Here is a 13,093-nt window from a genome sequence, read left to right on the forward strand (position 1 = left end):
GCCCAATCGGCGCGGCCGTGCCTACCCTGCTCTGCCATGACCTATAAGATAGGCCTCGCGACCACCTTCCACGATCCGGCCATCGCGATCGTCGGGCCGGACGGCGCGATCCTCTTTGCCGAGGCGACCGAGCGCTACCTGCAATACAAGCGCGCGCCGAACTGCGAGCCTGACGCCGGGCCGCGCATGGAAGGGCTGCTCAAGCGCTATATCCCGAAGGGAGCGCAGGTCACGCTCGCGACGAGCTGGAGCGCGGAATTCACCGGCTTCCTCGACCAGATGGACCGGGCCGGCTCCTTCACGCTCGAGGCGCTGCTGAAGCTCTCGCCGGAGTTCAACCGCTCGCTCGTGCCGGAGCGGGCCGAGCGCGCCTTCATCGCCTCGCTGCATCTCGCCCAGCAGCGCGCCGGCCTCGGCACCATGCTCGGGCTCGACCGCGCCTTCGGCCAGGCCCGGATCACCGGGCTGAAGCGCTACGGCCACCATCTCAGCCACGCCGCCTATGCCTGCTGGTCCTCGCCTTTCCGCGACGCCGCCTGCCTGATCGTCGACGGCATGGGCGAGACCGGCGCCTCCGCCATCTTCGCGCTGCGCAACGGCGAGATCAGCGAGGTCAGGCGTCATCGCGGCCGCGAATCGATCGGCTTCTATTTCGGCTTCGTCACCGACCTCGCCGGCTTCGACCAGACCAAGGGCGAGGAATGGAAGATCATGGGGCTCGCCCCTTATGGCAGGAGCGACCCGGACCTGCTCGCCCTGCTGCGCCAGCTCTACAGCATCGAGGGCCACAGGCTGCGCTTCACCGATACGGCCACGGTCCAGCGCGTCGCGGCCGAGATCCTCGCCCGCCGTCCGACCGATGCGCTCGACCGGGGCTGGGCCGACCTCGCCCGCTGCGGCCAGGAGGTGTTTGCCGAGATGATGGAGGCGCTGCTGGCTGAGACCGCCGCGCTCGTGCCATCCGGGAACCTCGTCCTCGCCGGCGGCTGCGCCCTCAATTCCTCGTTCAACGGCAAGATCGTCGGCCGCCACGGCTTCGAGCACGTCTACGTGCCCTCGGCCCCGGCGGATGACGGCAACGCCATCGGAGCCGCCTGGCTCGCCCATGCCGAGGCCAATCCCGGCTGGCGCGCCCCGCCGGGGCCGATGACGCCCTATCTCGGCTCCTCGGTCTCGACCGAACCGCTGGAGCGAATGACGGCCTGGGAGCCGCGGCTGCAAAAGCTCGCGCCCAACGAGATCGCGCTCAAGACCGCCGAGCTCCTGGCCGAGGGCAAGCTCGTCGGCTGGGTCCAGGGCCGCGCCGAATTCGGCCCGCGCGCGCTCGGCAACCGCTCGATCCTGGCCGATCCACGCCCCGCCGACGCCAAGGACCAGCTCAACGCCAAGGTGAAGTACCGCGAGGCCTTCCGCCCCTTCGCGCCCTCGATCCTGGCCGAGCACGGGCCGGACTGGTTCGAGGATTATCAGGACGCGCCCTATATGGAGCGCACCCTGGTCTGGAAGGAGGCGATGCGCTCGCGCGTTCCCGCCGTGGTGCATGAGGACGGCACCGGCCGCCTGCAAAGCGTCACCGCCGAGCGCAACCCGCGCTACCACGCGCTGATCTCCGCCTTCCACGCGCTGACGGGCGTGCCGGTGCTCCTGAACACCTCGTTCAACATCATGGGCAAGCCGATCCTGCACAGCACGGAGGATGCGATCCTGATGTTCTACACCAGCGGGCTCGACGCCCTCGTAGTCGAGGACTGGCTGCTGGTGAAGTGATCGCGCCGGCTAATCCAAACCATCAGCAACAAGCATTGGCACAACAGCGCATTCGCCCGCATTCTCAACCGACGCGAGGGGAGAGACCATGCTGCAACTGCGCCCGAACTGCGAATGCTGCGACCGCGACCTGCCGCCGGAGAGCCCGGAGGCGCGCATCTGCACCTATGAATGCACCTTCTGCGCCGATTGCGCGGAGACGCGCCTCAAGGGCGCCTGCCCGAACTGCAGCGGCGAACTGGTGCGCCGGCCGGTGAGGCCGGCGCAGATGCTGGCCAAGGACCCGGCTTCGGCGGAGCGGGTGTTTAAGCCGCATCCCGAATGTCGGGCGGCATAGGCGGCGAGCGCGTGCTGGCGAGCGCGCTGGCGGCGTGATAGCCGTGGCGCATGACTGAAGCGCGCCCGCAACTCTGGATCGTCGCCGGCCCCAACGGCGTGGGCAAGACGACCTATGCCTTCAGGTACATCCGCGCCGTCTCCGGCAGCGCGAGCTTCGTCAATCTCGACGAGATCGCGCGCGGCCTCTCGCCGCTTGACCCATCCGGCGAACAGCGGCGTTCAGCGCGGGTTGCGCTCGACCTGACGCGCTCGCTGATCGCCGAGCGCAAATCCTTCTCGCTCGAAACGACCCTTTCGGGGCGCACGCACCTGCTCACGATCGCAGCGGCGCGCGAGGCGGGCTTCCTGGTGAACCTGCTGTTCTTCCTGGTCGCCTCGCCCGAAGTCTCGCTCGCGCGCATCGCGCGCCGGGTCAGCGAGGGCGGCCATGACGTGGCCGAGATCGACGTGCGCCGCCGCTTCGCTCGCGCCATCGCCAATCTGCCCGACTATATCGACATGGTCGATCAGTGGCGCGTCTTCGACAACGCCACGCTGAAACCGCATGTGGTCGCGGAAGGCCGGCGGGGCTGCGTCGCTCTGATGGAGCGCTCGCAAACATTGCCGGAAGAACTATGGGCGGCGCTGGATACGCTGCCGCCCTGCCGGGAGGGCTGAGCCTCAGCTCGCCTGCTTGACGGCGATGCCCTTGTCCTCGAACAGGGCCTGCAGCTCGCCGGCCTGGAACATCTCGCGGGTGATGTCGCAGCCGCCGATGAACTCGCCCTTGACGTAGAGCTGCGGGATCGTCGGCCAGTTCGAATAGGCCTTGATGCCCTCGCGGATCTCCTGATCCTCGAGCACGTTCACGGTGCTGTAGGGCACGCCGACATAGCCGAGGATCTGCACGACCTGGCTGGAGAAGCCGCACATCGGGAACTGCGGCGTGCCCTTCATGAAGAGCACCACGTCGTTGGTCTTCACGGCATTGTCGATACGGGCGGCGACGTCGGTCATCGGCTTTCTCCTCAGGCGGGGTCAAGGCCCGCTGGACAGATGGTATCGTTCTAATTCTGGGGAATGGTTGTCGTCAGCGCAAGGGCGTGCAGCACTCCGCCCATGTTTCCTTGCAGCGCGGCATAGACCATCTGGTGCTGCTGCACCCGGCTCTTGCCGGCGAAGGCGGCCGAGGTCACGGTCGCGGCATAGTGGTCGCCGTCGCCGGCCAGATCCTTGATCTCGACCGTCGCGTCCGGCAGCGCCGCCTTGATCATGCGCTCGATCTCGTGCGCGTCCATCGCCATGTGCTTATCCTCTTACGCTTACGCGCTTTTGCCGGACATATAGGCCGGGAACCACGCCTCGTGCGCGCTGTTCAGTCCGGCCAGCGATATGGGCGCTTCACCCGGCAGGTTCAACGAGGCGCCGCCGGTGCTGCCGACGTGCCAAGTCGGTACACCTGCTGCTAGTGCGTCTTTTTGAAGCTGATTGATTTGGTCGTAGGGACAAGTGACGACATACCTCGCCTGATCCTCGCCAAACAAAAAGGCGTGGCTCGGGATATCGCCAGGAATTTGCCGGTGCGCTCCGGGGATGTCCATGAAGTCAAGCTCAGCGCCGATGCCGCCGGCCATCGCCATCTCCGCGAGCGCAACCGCAAGCCCGCCGTCCGACAGGTCGTGGCAGGCGCTGACGCGGCCATTCACGATCAGCCCACGCACGAAATCGCCGTTCTGGCGCTCGACAGCGAGGTCGACCGGCGGCGGGGCGCCCTCCTCGCGACCGCAGATCGTGGCGAGATAGGATGACTGGCCGAGCCAGCCTTCGGTCAGGCCGATCAGGATGATCGCGTCGCCCTCGGCCTTGAAGCCGATCGTGGCATGCTTGGTCACATCCGCGAGCACGCCGACGCCGCCAATGGTCGGGGTCGGCAGGATCGAGACGCCGTTGGTCTCGTTGTAGAGCGAGACGTTGCCGGAGACGACCGGGAAGTCGAGCACCCGGCAGGCCTCGCCGATGCCCTTGATGGCGCCGACGAGCTGGCCCATCACCTCGGGCCGCTCGGGATTGCCGAAGTTCAGGTTGTCGGTGATCGCGAGCGGCGTCGCGCCGACGGCGGTCAGGTTGCGCCAGGCTTCGGCCACAGCCTGCTTGCCGCCCTCGAACGGATCGGCCTCGCAATAGCGCGGCGTCACGTCGGCGGTCATGGCCAGGCCCTTCGGCCCGTCCTCGATCCGCACGATGCCGGCATCGCCGCCAGGCGTGACCACGGAATTGCCGAGGATCAGCGTGTCGTACTGCTCGTAGACCCAGCGCTTCGAGCACAGGTCCGGCGAGCCGATCAGCTTCAGCAGCGCCTCTGCATTCGAAAGCGGCGCCTCGACGGCCTCAGGCGCGATGCGCTGCTTCGGTGGCGTCTCGATCCAGGGCCGATCGTATTCGGGAGCCTCGTCGCCGAGCTCCTTGATCGGCAGGTCGGCCATGACCTCGCCCTGGTGCTTCACGACGAAGCGCAGCGTGTCGGTGGTATGGCCGATGACGGCGAAGTCGAGGCCCCATTTCTTGAAGATCGCCTCGGCCGGCTCCTCATGGCCCGGCTTGATCACCATGAGCATGCGCTCCTGGCTTTCCGAGAGCATCATCTCGTAGGCGCTCATGCCCTCCTCGCGGCAGGGCACCTTGTCCAGGTCGAGCTCGACGCCGAGATCGCCCTTGGCGCCCATCTCGACGGCCGAGCAGGTCAGGCCGGCCGCGCCCATGTCCTGGATCGCGTCGACATGGCCCGCCGCCATGATCTCGAGGCAGGCCTCCAGCAGCAGCTTCTCGGCGAAGGGGTCGCCGACCTGCACGGTCGGGCGCCGCTCCTCGCCGCCCTCGCCGAAGGCGGCCGAGGCCATGGTCGCGCCATGGATGCCGTCGCGGCCGGTCTTGGAGCCGAGATAGACGATCGCCTTACCGACGCCGGAGGCCTTGGCGTAGAAGATCTCGTCGGCGCGCGCGAGGCCGACCGCCATGGCGTTGACCAGGATGTTGCCGTCATAGCGCGTGTGGAAGCCGACGAGGCCGCCGACCGTCGGCACGCCGAAGGAATTGCCGTAGCCGCCGACACCGGCGACGACACCCGAGACGAGGTGGCGGGTCTTGTGATGCGCAGGATCGCCGAAGCGCAGCGCGTTCAGCGCCGCGATCGGCCGCGCGCCCATGGTGAAGACGTCGCGCAGGATGCCGCCGACGCCCGTCGTCGCGCCCTGGTAGGGCTCGATGAAGGACGGGTGGTTATGGCTCTCCATCTTGAAGACGACGGCGATGCCATCGCCGATATCGATCACGCCGGCATTCTCGCCCGGGCCCTGGATCACCCAGGGCGCCTTGGTCGGCAGGGTCTTGAGATGGATCTTCGAGGATTTGTAGGAGCAGTGCTCGTTCCACATCGCCGAGACGATGCCGAGCTCGGTGATCGAAGGCTCGCGCCCGATCAGGTGCAGGAAGCGCTGGTACTCGTCCGGCTTCAGGCCATGCTCGGCCACGAGCTGCGGGGTGATCTTGATATCGTTGGGAATCACGCTGCCTATTCCTGACGCACGGGTTTCGGAGGCCGGCTTCTGTGAGGCGGGGCATAGCGTGCCTGACCGGATCAGACAACGCATCCCGGCCGCCAAAAGGGCGGTTTCGCCGGCTTATTGCTGCAATGCCGCAAGCGCTGCGCGCAAGGCGTCGGGAATCGGCACCGGCTTCTGCGCGTCGCGCTCGACATAGACATGGGTGAAGCGCCCCTGCGCCGCCGCCATCTCGCCGCCCTCGCGGAAGATGCCGACGCGATAGGTTACCGAGCTGTGGCCGAGCTTCTCGACGGCGAGGCCCGCCTCCACCGTCTCGGGGAAGGCGACGCTCTCGAAATAGGTGCAGCCGGTCTCGACCACGAGCCCGACGATGTCACTGCCCGTGACGTCGAGATGGCCCTGCTCGACCAGCCAGGCATTCACCGCCGTGTCGAACCAGGAATAGTAGACGACGTTGTTGACGTGGCCGAAGACGTCATTGTCCATCCAGCGCGTCGGTATCGAGCGGAACAGCTTGAAATCGCCGCGGCCGAGCCGCATCGGACGTTCGCTCATCTGAACTCTGCCCCCTATTGCCCCGGCTTCTCGCCCGTCCCGATCTCCGGCACGCCGAGCGCATCGGCGAGCCTCGCCTTGGCCGAGCCGGGCCTGAGCGGCTTCTGCTGGCTCTCATGCGGCGCCCACCCGGAAACCCAGACCATCTCGAACGTCGCGCGCAGCCGGCCGTCGGGATCGCCGAAGCGCTCGGCATAGATCGTAGCCGCCCGCAGCAGCGTGTCGCGGCGCAGGCCGGCCTTGCGCCGATCCATCAGCGCATTGGCCCAGCCCATGGCGCGCAAATCGCGCAGCAGGCCGAACATGTCGCGATAGCGCACCGTGACGAGCTCGCTGTCGACCACCGGCAGCGCGAAGCCGGCCCGCTGCAGCAGGCTGCCCATGTCGCGCAGATCGGCGAAGGGCGCGACGCGCGGGCTGACGCCGCCGGTCGTCTCGGCCTCGGCCGCCAGCAGCGCCTCGCGCAGTTCCTGCAGCGTCCGCCCGCCGAGCAGGCAGCCGATGAAGAGCCCGTCGGGTTTGAGCGCCCGCCTGATCTGGATCAGCGCACCCGGCAGGTCGTTGACGCCATGCAGCGCCAGCAGCGAGGCGGCGAGGTCGATCGACGCCGTGGCGAGCGGCAGGCGTTCGAGATCGCCGACGAGATCGGCCGCGCTCCCGGCCTCGGCCATGCGCCAGAGCGTCCCGGCCTTGGCGCGCAGCACCGCGCCTGCAAGCGGCAGCGGCGTGCCGAGGTCGGCGGCATGTTCGAAGCGCCGCAGCACGGCGGCGAGGCGCTCCTCCAGGTCTTCCGTCGCACGGGCGAGGAGGAAATCCGGGTAGTCGCCGGCGACGGCGCGGGTGAGGCGGCGGCGGAAGAGCTCGCGGTCGAAGACGACAGCCGACATGCTATGCGCCCCCCTACTCCATCCCCTCCAGCTCGATGATCAGCCCCTCGATCATGCCGAGCCCGATCTGCCAGAAGGCCGGGTCGCGCGCGTCGAGGCCGAAGGGCTTCAGCAGCTCGGAATGGTGCTTGGTGCCGCCGGCCGAGAGCAGGGCGAAATAGCGCTCCTGGAAGCCCGCGGCCGAGTTCTGGTAGACGCCGTAGAGCGAGTTCACCAGGCAGTCGCCGAAGGCATAGGCGTAGACGTAGAAAGGCGAATGGATGAAGTGCGGGATATAGCACCAGAACGGCTCGTAGCCGGCATCCAGCCTGATCGCCGGCCCGAGGCTCTCGGCCTGCACGCTCATCCAGAGCTCGCACAGGTTCTCCGCCGTCAGCTCGCCGCTCCTGCGCGCCTCGTGCACCTTGCGCTCGAAGGAGTAGAACGCGATCTGCCTGACGACCGTGTTGATCATGTCCTCGACCTTGGCCGCCAGCATCGCCTTGCGCTGCTTGGGGTCGCTGGTGCCGTCGAGCAGCTTGCGGAAGGTCAGCATCTCGCCGAACACGCTGGCGGTCTCGGCCAGCGTCAGCGGCGTCGGCGCCATCAGCGCGCCGTTCGGCGCGGCCAGCACCTGGTGCACGCCATGGCCGAGCTCGTGCGCGAGCGTCATCACGTCGCGCGGCTTGCCCTGGTAGTTCAGCAGCACGTAGGGGTGCGCGGACGGCACCGTCGGATGCGCGAAGGCGCCCGGCGCCTTGCCCGGCCGCACCGGCGCGTCGATCCAGCCCTCGTCGAAGAAGCGCCTGGCGATCCCCGCCATTTCCGGGGCGAAAGCGTCATAGGCACCCAGCACCGTGTCGCGCGCCTCGGTCCACGGAATCGTGCGCTGCTCGACCTTGGGCAGCGGCGCGTTGCGGTCCCAGTAGTCGAGCGTCTCGCGCCCGAACCAGCGCGCCTTCAGCTTGTAGTAGCGGTGCGACAGCCGCGGATAGGCGGCGCGCACGGCCGAGACCAGCGCATCGACCACCTCGCGCTCGACCCGGTTCGCCAGATGGCGGGAATCGGCGACATCCTCGAACTTGCGCCAGCGGTCGGAGATCTCCTTGTCCTTGGCCAGCGTGTTGGTGATCAGGCAGAATGTGCGCAGATGCGCCCGGAAGACCGTGCCCAGCGCCTCGGCCGCGGCCTTGCGCACCGCGCCGTCCGTATCCTGCAGCTTGTTGAGGGTGAGTTCGAGCGTCAGCTCCTCGCCGTTCAGGTTGAAGCGCAGCGAGGCGATCGTCTCGTCGAAGAGCCGGTTCCAGGCGGCGTGGCCGGTCACCGACTTCTCGTGGAACAGCTCCTCGATCCGGTCCTCGAGCTGGTGCGGCTTGTCCTTGGCGAGGTCCTCGATCCAGGGCTGCCAATGGCTCAGCGGCGGCAGCGCGGCGGCCTTGGCCAGCAGCGCCTCGTCGATCCGGTTGAGCTCCAGCCCGAAGAACAGCAGCTCGGTCGAGGCCGTGGTCATCTTGTCCTGCGTGTCGCCGTAGAACTTGGCGCGCTGCGGGTCGGTCGTGTCGCCGGAATAGACCAGCCCGGCATAGGACATGATCCGGCCGATCAGGTCCTCCAGCTTCTCATAGGCTGCGACCGCCTCGGCCAGCACCGCGCTGGCATCCTCGCGCTCGGCCAGCGCCGCGAGCTTGCCGCGGTAGAGCGCCGCGAAGCGCTGCGATTCGGCATGCGCCCGCTCCAGGTCGGCGGCGAACACGAGCGAATCCATCGACGGGTAGAGATGGGTCAGGTCCCATTCCGGCAGCTTTCCGAGCGCCTTGGCGACCTTGGCCGCAGCCTCGCTGTGCGCGAGGCCCCTGGCGATCGTCCCGTCGAAAGCAAACGTCATGTCGTCCATACCTCGCTGGCGGAAAGCGTCGCCTCTCATATGCGCGGACAACGCCGCGCGATCAACGTCGCCGCGACGGTGGCACGACCGCTTCGCCGCCCTCCTCCACTTAAGAGCCGCTTAACCCTTCTGGATGACAGTGCCCCGAAACGGAACATCCGATTCTCGGCTTGGCCTTCCGGCCGGCCGCCTGACTTCGAGGGTTCATGACCGCCACCGTTCTCGTCGTTGACGACGATCCCGTCCAGCGCCGCCTCCTCGACGCCATGCTCAAGCGCTCCGGCTACGACGTCGTCGCCGTGGACAGCGGCAGCGAGGCGCTGAGCCTGCTCGGCCAGGGCGACGGCGAGAAGTTCGACGCGATGGTGCTCGACCTCGTCATGCCCGAGCTCGACGGCATGGCCGTGCTCGCCCGGCTGCGCGAGCGCGGCATCGAGATCCCCGTGATCGTGCAGACCGCGCACAGCTCGATCGAGACCGTGGTCAACGCCATGCGCGCCGGCGCGGTCGATTTCGTGGTCAAGCCGGTCGGGGCCGAGCGCCTGCAGATCTCACTCAAGAACGCGCTGAAGCTGGGCGCGCTCGAACATGAGCTGCGCCACATCAAGCGCCGCGCCGCCGGCCAGCTCGGCTTCCGCGACCTCGCCACCAAGAGCCAGGACATGGCCCGCGTCGTCAGGCTCGCCGAGCGCGCGGCGAAGTCCAACATCCCGATCCTCGTCGAAGGCGAATCCGGCGTCGGCAAGGAGGTTCTGGCGCGCGCCATCCAGGGCTCCAGCGACCGCAAGGGCAAGCCCTTCGTCACGGTGAATTGCGGCGCGATCCCGCATAATCTCGTCGAATCCATCCTGTTCGGCCACGAGAAGGGCGCCTTCACCGGCGCCACCGAGCGCCATATCGGCAAGTTCGTCGAAGCCAGCGGCGGCACGCTCTTCCTCGACGAGGTCGGCGAATTGCCGCTCGATGCGCAGGTCAAGCTGCTGCGCGCGATCCAGGAGGGCGAGGTCGACCCGGTCGGCGGCAAGAAGTCGGTGCGCGTCGACATCCGCATCATCTCGGCCACCAACAAGAGCCTGCTGGAACAGGTCAAGCGCGGCGAGTTCCGCGAGGACCTCTACTACCGCCTCAACGTCTTCCCGATCACCCTGCCGCCGCTGCGCCAGCGCCGCGAGGACATTCCCGACCTCGCCCGCGGCTTCCTCGCCCGCTTCGCCGCCGAGGAGGGCAAGAAGCTGCGCGGCATCGCGGCCGAGGCTCTCAGCCTGGTCAGCGGCTATGACTGGCCCGGCAATGTTCGCCAGCTCGAGAACGCGATGTTCCGCGCCGTCGTGCTCGCCGATGGCGACGAGCTGACCGTGACCGAGTTCCCGCAGATCGCGGCGCAGATGGACGGCTACGACGTGCGCATCCCGCCGGCCCCTGCGGGGGCGCCGCGCGGTGAGGCCCGCGACGAGTCGCCGCGCATCATCCAGGTGCCGGTGCGCGACCCCAATGCGCTCGAGCTCGTCGCCGGCTCCGACATGCGCAAACTTGATGAATTGGAACGTGAAATCATCAAATTCGCGCTATCGCACTACCGCGGGCACATGTCCGAGGTCTCGCGCAAGCTCGGCATCGGCCGCTCCACCCTTTACCGAAAACTTAAGGATTACGGGCTGATCGAAGGAGATGATGCCTCCGAGGGTTCGGACGCGGCGTAGCCGGGCCGGACGCGCGAAAACATGGTGGCTGTTGCGCCGCCGCATCTTGTCGAAACGGGCCGAGTCACGCAGGTATTGCTGATACTCGGCGAAGAAACAGGAATACGACCATGCGTCGTCGCCATTGGGCGGGCTCAGCCTCTGCATCGGTCCTCGTCCTGCTTCTTGGTGCTGCAACGGCCTTAGGCCAGCCGGCCGCGACGACCGACCTCACGCTCGGCACTCCGCTGCCGGAGCAGCCCGCACTCCGCCTCCTGAAGGGCGACGCGCCGGTCGAGCATCTCGATATTCCGGCGCTGCCGGAGGTGACCGTCAAGGTCGAGCCCGCGCCCGGCAGCGAGCCCGGCATGGTGACGGGCGCCGTGACGCCCTCCGCCCAGCCGCAAGCCGCCATGCCCGCGCTCGAGGCGCCGGCCCCGGCGCAGGCGAGCGCACCCGGCGTCGATGACGGCCCGATCCTGCTCGACATCCCCGAGGTCGAGCTGCCGCCCGCCGATCCCGCGCTGGTGCCGGCCGCCAGGCCCGAACCGGCGCCGCAGCCGGCGCCCGAGCCGCTTCGCGCCGCCCAGCCGTCCGAGCCCGCGATAGCGCCGCCGGACCTGCCCAAGGTCATCGTCGAGCTGCCGGCGCCCGGCCCGCTCGTGGCCGAGATCACCGAGCGCGCCGCCGGCGCGGTCGCCGTGCCCCGCCTGTCCGAGCGCGAGCGCGGCGAGGTCCTCGCCGCCTATCAGGCCAACGGCAACAAGCCCTTCTGGATCGACGGCAAGGGCTGGAGCGAGACCGCCAAGCTGCTCGTCGCCCGGCTGGAGCGTTCGAGCGAGGACGGCCTGCGGCCGACCGACTATGCGCTCCCCGTCTTCGAGGCGAGCGACAAGGCCGGCCTCGCCGACGCCGATGTCCGCCTCTCGGCGCTGGCCGTGCTCTATGCCCGCGATGCGCGCGGCGGCCGCATCGACCCGCGCAAGCTCTCCAAGCTGATCACGCCGACGCTCTACCTGCCCTCCGCCACCGAGGTGCTTTCGGAGCTGACGGCGGTGAAGGATCCCGGCGCGGCGCTCGCCGCCTACAACCCGCCGCATGAGGGCTACCGCAACCTCAAGGCCAAGCTCGCCGAACTGCGCCAGCACCAGGACGACACCCCGATGGTGCGCATCCCGGCCGGCCCGGAGCTGAAGCTCGGCATGCGCGACGACCGCGTGCACCTGGTCCGGGCCCGGCTCGGCCTCGGCCCGTCGCAGGAGCCGGTCTTCGACCGCTCGACCCAGACCGCCGTCGCCGAGTTCCAGAAGCAGGCCGGCCTGCGCGCCAACGGCATCCTCAGCCCGCAGACCATCGCGGCGCTCGGCACGCCGGTGACGACCCGGATGGAGCAGGACGTCATCGCCCAGATGGAGCGCTGGCGCTGGCTGCCGCCCGATCTCGGCGCGCGCCACATCATCGTCAACGTGCCGGAATACCAGGTCCGCGTCTTCGAGAACGGCAAGGTCATCCATCAGGCCCGCGTCATCGTCGGCAAGCCCGACTCGGCGACGCCGATCTTCTCGCACAAGATGGACCACGTCATCGTCAACCCGTCCTGGTTCGTGCCGCCCTCGATCCTGAAGAAGGAGTTCCTGCCCGGCCTCGCCGCCGATCCGGAATACGCGGCCAAGCGCGGCTACGTGGTCACGCGCCATGGCAGCTCGATCTCGGTGCGCCAGCCGCCCGGCGAGCGCAACGCGCTCGGCTGGATCAAGTTCATGTTCCCGAACGAGCATGCGGTCTACCTGCACGACACGCCGAACCGCCGGCTCTTCGCCGCCGAGAAGCGCGCCTTCAGCCATGGCTGCGTGCGCGTCGACAACCCGTTCCTGCTTGCCGACCACGTGCTCGGGCCGGAATGGCCGACCGAGCGGCTGAAGCGCCTGATCGGCTCCGGCGAGCGCATGATCAAGCTGCCGCAGCCGCTGCCGATCCACCTCGTCTACAACACGATCGTCGTCGACTCGGCCGGCCACATGACCACCTTCGACGACCTCTACGGCTTCCAACGGCTGGTGCGCCAGGCGCTGGAGCAGCAGCAGCGCGGTTGAGGCTGAGGCTACGCCAATTGGCTCAGCCCTCCTCCTGAGGAACTGCTTAAGCGGCGTCTCGAAGGATGCTCCGACCCCCTCTGAAACATCCTTCGAGACGCGCCTGCGGCGCTCCTCAGGATGAGGGCTGAGGTTCCGGACGGCTTTCGGCAACTCAAGGCGCGCCCTCCCTCGGGCACGCTTTCGCCACGATCCACCGTTAGCCAGCCCACTGCCGAGAAAATCGTGGCATACCGGTTTCCACCTTGGTAACCTGCTGTTAACGCTTCTCCGCAACTGTTCGTTCACGTTTGCAGCGCTGCCTTCACCGGGCGCATCGAGACGGGTCAGGCAGATTTGGGCAGGAAAACCGCCACGATTCCGAGACGGC

At 68.1% G+C, this 13,093-nt stretch carries 11 protein-coding genes; 5 read left to right on the plus strand and 6 right to left on the minus strand.

All coding sequences use genetic code 11. From position 1 onward, the window contains the following. Positions 1-36: 36 nt before the first annotated feature. From DWF00_RS25270 to DWF00_RS25280, 3 genes are all read left to right on the plus strand, one after another. On the plus strand, positions 37-1,767 hold the full coding sequence (locus tag DWF00_RS25270; RefSeq protein WP_114828421.1) for a carbamoyltransferase family protein: 1,731 nt from the start codon (positions 37-39) through the stop codon (positions 1,765-1,767). Positions 1,768-1,855: 88 nt separating this feature from the next. After that, a complete protein-coding gene (locus DWF00_RS25275; RefSeq protein WP_114828420.1) occupies positions 1,856-2,104 on the plus strand; it encodes a DUF1272 domain-containing protein in 249 nt (82 codons plus the stop codon). 50 nt (positions 2,105-2,154) lie between these two features. Further along, positions 2,155-2,763: an AAA family ATPase gene (locus tag DWF00_RS25280; RefSeq protein ID WP_114828419.1), complete on the plus strand. Its 609-nt coding sequence runs from the start codon at positions 2,155-2,157 to the stop codon at positions 2,761-2,763. A gap of 3 nt (positions 2,764-2,766) precedes the next feature. Here DWF00_RS25280 and grxD read toward each other — a convergent pair whose 3' ends face one another. The 6 genes from grxD to DWF00_RS25310 form a co-directional block, all read right to left on the minus strand. Beyond that, positions 2,767-3,102, minus strand: a complete 336-nt coding sequence (grxD, locus tag DWF00_RS25285) for a Grx4 family monothiol glutaredoxin (RefSeq protein ID WP_114828418.1) — start codon at positions 3,100-3,102, stop codon at positions 2,767-2,769. Between the two features lie 50 nt (positions 3,103-3,152). Next, positions 3,153-3,389: a BolA family protein gene (locus DWF00_RS25290; protein WP_114828417.1), complete on the minus strand. Its 237-nt coding sequence runs from the start codon at positions 3,387-3,389 to the stop codon at positions 3,153-3,155. An 18-nt stretch (positions 3,390-3,407) separates the two neighbouring features. Further along, positions 3,408-5,648 carry a phosphoribosylformylglycinamidine synthase subunit PurL gene (purL, locus tag DWF00_RS25295; RefSeq protein ID WP_114828416.1) on the minus strand — a complete coding sequence of 747 codons (2,241 nt, stop codon included), beginning with the start codon at positions 5,646-5,648 and terminating at the stop codon, positions 3,408-3,410. Positions 5,649-5,762: 114 nt separating this feature from the next. After that, positions 5,763-6,200 carry an acyl-CoA thioesterase gene (locus DWF00_RS25300; RefSeq protein WP_114828415.1) on the minus strand — a complete coding sequence of 146 codons (438 nt, stop codon included), beginning with the start codon at positions 6,198-6,200 and terminating at the stop codon, positions 5,763-5,765. A 14-nt stretch (positions 6,201-6,214) separates the two neighbouring features. After that, positions 6,215-7,087 carry a methyltransferase domain-containing protein gene (locus DWF00_RS25305; protein ID WP_114828414.1) on the minus strand — a complete coding sequence of 291 codons (873 nt, stop codon included), beginning with the start codon at positions 7,085-7,087 and terminating at the stop codon, positions 6,215-6,217. 13 nt (positions 7,088-7,100) lie between these two features. Next, complete coding sequence (locus DWF00_RS25310; RefSeq protein WP_114828485.1) at positions 7,101-8,951, minus strand: M3 family oligoendopeptidase; 1,851 nt, start codon at positions 8,949-8,951, stop codon at positions 7,101-7,103. Between the two features lie 206 nt (positions 8,952-9,157). Between DWF00_RS25310 and DWF00_RS25315 the strand changes: the two genes are divergently transcribed. Next, positions 9,158-10,651: a sigma-54-dependent transcriptional regulator gene (locus DWF00_RS25315; protein ID WP_114828413.1), complete on the plus strand. Its 1,494-nt coding sequence runs from the start codon at positions 9,158-9,160 to the stop codon at positions 10,649-10,651. A 110-nt stretch (positions 10,652-10,761) separates the two neighbouring features. Continuing rightward, positions 10,762-12,723, plus strand: coding sequence for a L,D-transpeptidase family protein (locus tag DWF00_RS25320; protein WP_245974303.1), 1,962 nt, complete (start codon positions 10,762-10,764; stop codon positions 12,721-12,723). The last annotated feature ends 370 nt before the right edge of the window (positions 12,724-13,093 follow it).

The organism is Allobosea caraganae, assembly GCF_003351345.1.
GTDB classification, from domain to species: Bacteria; Pseudomonadota; Alphaproteobacteria; order Rhizobiales; family Beijerinckiaceae; genus Allobosea; species Allobosea caraganae.